The 5,397-nt window shown below is 62.1% G+C and carries 5 protein-coding genes; 1 reads left to right on the plus strand and 4 read right to left on the minus strand.

What is annotated here, in order from left to right; all coding sequences use genetic code 11:
* The coding region (locus KDL09_RS06065) for a DUF1080 domain-containing protein (protein WP_294382730.1) at positions 1 to 509 on the plus strand (509 nt) is incomplete at its 5' end.
* Between the two features lie 15 nt (positions 510 to 524).
* Here KDL09_RS06065 and KDL09_RS06070 read toward each other — a convergent pair.
* From KDL09_RS06070 to KDL09_RS06085, 4 genes are all read right to left on the minus strand, one after another.
* Positions 525 to 2,054: a family 16 glycoside hydrolase gene (locus KDL09_RS06070; protein WP_294382733.1), complete on the minus strand. Its 1,530-nt coding sequence runs from the start codon at positions 2,052 to 2,054 to the stop codon at positions 525 to 527.
* 2 nt (positions 2,055 to 2,056) lie between these two features.
* Positions 2,057 to 2,734 carry a gluconate 2-dehydrogenase subunit 3 family protein gene (locus KDL09_RS06075; RefSeq protein WP_294382734.1) on the minus strand — a complete coding sequence of 226 codons (678 nt, stop codon included), beginning with the start codon at positions 2,732 to 2,734 and terminating at the stop codon, positions 2,057 to 2,059.
* Entirely contained in the window at positions 2,734 to 4,551 is a 1,818-nt protein-coding gene (locus tag KDL09_RS06080; RefSeq protein ID WP_294382735.1) for a GMC family oxidoreductase, read from the minus strand. Before KDL09_RS06080 ends, KDL09_RS06075 begins: the two co-directional genes overlap by 1 nt.
* Positions 4,552 to 4,766: 215 nt before the next feature.
* On the minus strand, positions 4,767 to 5,397 hold a 631-nt coding region (locus KDL09_RS06085), incomplete at its 5' end, for a DUF1588 domain-containing protein (protein ID WP_294382737.1).

A 5,397-nucleotide genomic window follows, 5' to 3' on the forward strand; every position in this document is an offset into this window, starting at 1 on the left:
AGGAATACGGCGACTTCGAATTGTTCATCGACTGGCGAATCAAGGAGCCGCCGTTCACGAATCCGACGGCGCGTGTCATTTTGCCTTACGGCAGTTATCAGAAGAACTCGTCGGGAGAGCTGGCGACCATCGCCGTGCCGAACACGGATTCCGGTGTGTTTCTGCGCGGCCAGCACAAGTCGCAGGTGAACATCTGGTGCTGGTCCGTCGGCTCAGGCGAGGTCTGGGGCTATCGGACCGATGCCAGGTTTTCCGCCGGGGTTCATGCCGGCGCGACGCCGAAGAAGAAAGCGGACCGGCCGGTCGGCGAATGGAACAGGTTTCACATCGTGATGAAAGGCGACCGCCTCACGGTCACGCTCAACGACGTGGAAATTATCACACAGGCGCACCTGCCCGGCATTCCTGAGAAAGGACCGCTGGCGCTCCAGCTTCACGCCGAACGCAAAGACGGCGAGTGGGGTGCTTCGTTGGTGCAGTTTCGCAACATCCGAATCAAGGAGCTGTGAACGGGGTGCGGTTCGCTACCCGGTTTTGATGCGCAGATTCCGAAACGCGACGGCACAGCCTTTGCCGTGATCCTGAAGGGCGATCCAGCCTTTGCGGCGGCGCATGTCGGCATCGTTGTCGGTGATGGTGGTGAAGACGATGCCGTTGATCTTTTGAGTGAGCGTCGGCCCCTTCGCGATGATCTCCATCGTATTCCAAGTGTGTTCGCTGTAGTGCGACTGCACCTCTTTGGCGTCCGCGACTTGTTTGACGGTCTTCGTGCCATCGGCTGCGATCGTGTTGTCCTGACCAGCGGTGGACATGTAGTGCCGCCCTTCCTTTTTCGGATGATCGTTGGCGAGCAACGAGTGATGCCAGAGACCCATCTTCTCCTGTTCGGCGATCTCGGCCTGATAACCAAAGACATGCCAGTCGCCGAGATCGTCGCTGCGCACCTGGACGCCGGAGTTGCCTTTGTCCCAGCGAAATTCGAAGCGCAGGGTGAAGTCGGCGGGCTGCTCCTTGCGCCAGATGAGCCAGTTCTTTTCCTTCGCCTTGCCGGTGCACCAGATCTCGCCGTCGCGGACTTCCCAGCAGTCGGCTTTGCCGTCCCAGCCGGTCAGATCTTGACCGTTGAACATGGAGGTGAAGCCGGCCTCCTGCGCCTGGGCGACGATGCGGCTGAGGCTCGTGAAGCAGACCTGCGTGGCCTTCACGGGATCGTAGTCCTTCGCCTTGGACACCTGCGCACTGACTTCGGCGCAGACTTCGCCGCGATAACCGCCGTCGATGAACTGCTTCAAAATCGCCGCGTGAGGAATCGTTGCCGTTTCTCCCGGCAGTGCGAACTGCACCTTGCCGTCGCGCTGCACGGCGTCCTTCATCACCACGTAGCCGGTGTGGGGAAGCGCGATCTTCACCATGTCCTCGAAAGGCAGATCGCGGTAGGCGAAGTGGCTGTAGTCAAAGACCATGCTCAGCGTGTCGGCGGCGTTGAGTTGTTCGATCAACCAGATCGCCTGCTGCGGCAGATCCATGGCATGACTGCGATGCGGTTTGATCGCGAGTTTCACTCCTGCCTTCTTCGCCGCCTCGACCCACGGACCGAGGCAGTCGCGAAACAGCGTCTTCTTTTCCTCCCACTTGCCGCCGCCAAGGATGGACTGAATCATCGGTGGCGAGTCCGGCGCGAGATCACGCGCGAGTTCGAACGTGTGCTGCACCCAGTCGGTGTTCTCTGCCTGCTTCTTCGCATCGGGGATCGGCAGGCCCATCAGCGCACCGACCTTCAGCTTTGCATCCGCGAGCTGCTGACGTGCCTCCGCGCGTTGCGCTTTGGAAAGCTGATCCGGCGCGCCGTGATAGCCAGGCATCGCCGCGATCTCGATCGAACGAAAGCCCGTGTCGGAAACCAGCTTGATCGCATCCTTCAGCGAGTAACCGGGCAGCGCATAAGTTCCCATGCTGATCGCAGGTGTGGATCCGGCCTCCGCACCGCGCATCAGGCTCGCCAGTGAAAATCCTGCCGTGGTCTGGAGCCAGCTTCGTCGTGTGTAGTTTTTCATGATCATGCTTCCTGGGGTTCGAGTCCCAGCTTCTCCAGCACCTCCTTCGGCGGGCCGTCCCACGAGGCCATCGAGATGTTGCCGCGATAGCCAATGTCCTTCATGCCCTCGGGCGTGGTGTAGTAGCCGCCGGCGATGAGATCGCGCAGGCGCAGGAAGCACCGGCCCGGGTCCTTCTTCGAGTCCTTGCGTGCGGCTTTGGCGAAGTCGGTGCAGATGGCGAGCTGCACCTCGGCGCCCGCTTTGACAAAACCTTTGCCGGATCGCGACAGCGCCTCTTCCTCCAGCTTGTCGAGGCCGCGCAGCACGGTTGTGCGATCACCGGCCTGGCCCGGATAGGGCGAGCTGATCCATTCGTCGATGAAGTCATGCACGCCCACCGACGACGCGCTCGGCGACTGCTCGTCCGCGGGCAGGATGATGTCGCAGAGCGTGATCAAAAGCGTGCGCTGATCGTCGGACAGCGTCAGCGGCCAAAGGTCGCCGGGCTTGTAGGTCTTCATGAGATCCGGATCGGGGCCGTAGCCTTTGCCCCTGGGTTCGGCCGCGGCTTTCAGTCCGGTTTTGGCAGCCGCGCCGAAGGCCGGGCTGCCGGGAAGCGCCAGGCTCGCCGTGGCTGACGAGATCCATTTGAGCGCCATGCGGCGGTCCACGCGTGCGGGAGCATTCGAGTCGTTCATCACAGGTTTCCTTTCTTGAGTTCGCCCATCAGGTGCTCCGCCGTGCGCCACGCGAGCGCCAGAATCGTGAGCGTTGGATTTTTGTCCGCAGTGCCGGGGAAGGGCGCACCGTCGGCGACGATGACATTCGGCACGTCCCAGGTTTGGCACCACTGATTCGTCACTGACTTCGCCGGATCCGCGCCCATGACCGCTCCGCCGACTTCGTGAATGACCGATCCGCCTTCCTTCAGGGCCTTCAGCGGATTTTTCGTTTCGGGAGAACGCGAAAAGCGTGCGCCCATCGCTTCAAGGATCGACGCCATCGTCTCCTGCTGATGCACCACCTGCTTGAGTTCGTCGTCGGAGAACTTCCAGTGAAAGCGCAGCACCGGGATGCCCCATTGATCCTTCACCTCGGGATCGAGCTCGGAGAAGCAGTCGTCATTCGCCGCCATCGCGCCCTGCGCGCCGATGCCCTGGATCGAGCTGTAGTAGCGCCGCGTGTCCTCCTTCAATTCGGCGCCAAACGCCACGTGATCGCGATCACTCAGCCAGTCGAACTTCGTCGCCGAAGACATGCCCGGCATGCTGCTGCCTCCGCCCACCAGCAGCTTGTAGCCGCCGGAGAAGCCGAGTTTGCCCGCCTGCAGGTCCTTCGTGAACTGAAATGGCAGGTAGGCCTGCTGACCGACAGTTCCATCGGCATTGTGCGGCGGCATCGACTCAAACGCGGGGATCTGTGCGCTGAAGCTGCTCGACACGGAATCCGTGATGTATTTGCCAACCAGACCGTTCGAGTTGCCGATGCCGTCCGGGAAACGATTCGACTTCGAATTCAGCAGCAGTCGCACGGATTCCTGCGAGCTCGCTGCGACGACGACAACGCGTCCTTCCACCGCGTGTTCCTTGCCGTCCACCTTGTCGATGAAAGCGACGCCTGTGGCCTTGCCCGCATCGTCCACCGTGATCTCGCGCACCATCGCATTCGGCAGGATGTCGAGATTGCCACTCTTCAACGCCGGACGCAGCAGCACGGTGCCCGAGTCAAACGCCGCACCGATCGCACACCCGCGATGGCAGTCGGTGGCGAAGAAGCAGCGCGCCCGCATGCGCATGTTTTCGGCCAGCAGCTTCTGCGCTTTCGGATTGTGCGGATGCAGTTCCTTCGGAATGCGCTCCGCGTCCTGCATCTGCGTCAGGATCGCGCGATGAATGGGCACCACGTCGAGTCCCAGTTTCGCCTTCGCGTGTTTGCGCGCGTAAAGTTCGTTCGCGCGGAAACGCGGCGGTGGCAGCAGCACGCCGGGCGACGAATCGGGCGAGTTCTCGATGCCCTCGTTCGCGCCGAAGATGCCCGCGAGCATTTCCGCCTTGTCGTAAAAGGGGGCGAGGTCGTCATATGAGATCGGCCAGTCGAGGCCCACGCCCTGTCGTGTGCGTGTTTTGAAATCATGCGGCCCGTTGCGCAGCGACACGCGTCCCCAGTGGTTCGTCCGCCCGCCGAGCATGCGCTGCCGCCACCACGCGAACTCGCGCTTCTCCTCCTTCGACGCGTTCGTGTAAGGCTCGCCCGGGATCTCCCAGCCGGAGGCGATCGAGGAATCGTAGAAGCCGTACTGCTTGTCAGGCGTCGATTCTCCCCGCAGCGGCGCGAGGTTCGGCGTGTGAAACATCGCCGTCTCGCGCATCGGATCAAACATGCGCCCCGCCTCCAGCACGAGCACCTTCGCGCCCTCCATCGCCAGCAGATACGCCACCTGTCCGCCACCCGCCCCGGATCCCACGATCACGACATCGTACTTCTTTTGGGCTTCAGCAGGAGAAATGACAGGCATGGCGTTTCAGAGAACGGAATCAAACCGTCGTGTCCTGCCTCGAAATGCGCAAACTGCGACGGTAGTGCAGGCTGCATCTCGCTACGAAGCAGAGAGGAGCGCGGGCACTCCGGCCCGCTTCGATCAATCATGGGCGGCGAAGCCGCGTGAGTGAACAGGTGCGGACAAGAATGTCCGCGCTCCCTTCGTGTTGCCTGCGTTGCCGGGTAACGTGGCTACTTTTCTGCCGTCGTCTTCACTCCGCGCTCCACCTTGCGGTAGAGAAACGCATCCGAAGTGACGAGGGATGTGATGAGCGCCTTCATGCTGCCGCCGTTGTCGCGATAGGCTTTGTGGGCGGCCTGCAGAATGGGGGCATCGTTGAGGGTTTCGTTGCGTCCCATCCAGAAGCGGAAGGCGTGGCGGACGAAGACCTGCTCCACGCGCTCGCTTTCGGCGAGCTTCGCGATCATCTCGAGAGCGTTGGAGACGGGTCCGTCCAGCTTGGGATCGCCGCTGTCGATGATCTCGCCGGTGGCGTCCACGGGCTTGTCGAGCTCGGTGGTGCGGAAGAGGCCAGCGTGGTTGTACATCTCGAAAGGCAGACCGAGCGGGTCCATCTTCTGATGGCAGGTCCAGCAGTACTTTTCCTTCGTCACGCGCATGCGTTCGCGCAGCGTGCTTTGCGGCTCGACGGGAAGCTGGGCATCGACGGTGATGGGCACATCAGGAATGCCGCCGCCAAGCAGGCGCTCGCGAATCCAGATGCAACGATGGATGGCGTGGTTGTCCATGGCGTCGGATTGTGAGACGAGCCAGGCGGGATGCGTCAAAATGCCGAGGCGCTGACCTTCGGGTGCAGTCGCC

Source organism: Prosthecobacter sp., assembly GCF_020439865.1.
Lineage (GTDB): Bacteria > Verrucomicrobiota > Verrucomicrobiia > Verrucomicrobiales > Verrucomicrobiaceae > Prosthecobacter.

Excerpts from the sequence above, each read along its gene's own strand:
- KDL09_RS06070 (WP_294382733.1), bottom strand. The coding sequence starts at position 2,054 with ATGAAAAACTACACACGACGAAGCTGGCTCCAGACCACGGCAGGATTT.
- KDL09_RS06075 (WP_294382734.1), bottom strand. The coding sequence starts at position 2,734 with ATGAACGACTCGAATGCTCCCGCACGCGTGGACCGCCGCATGGCGCTC.
- KDL09_RS06080 (WP_294382735.1), bottom strand. The coding sequence starts at position 4,551 with ATGCCTGTCATTTCTCCTGCTGAAGCCCAAAAGAAGTACGATGTCGTG.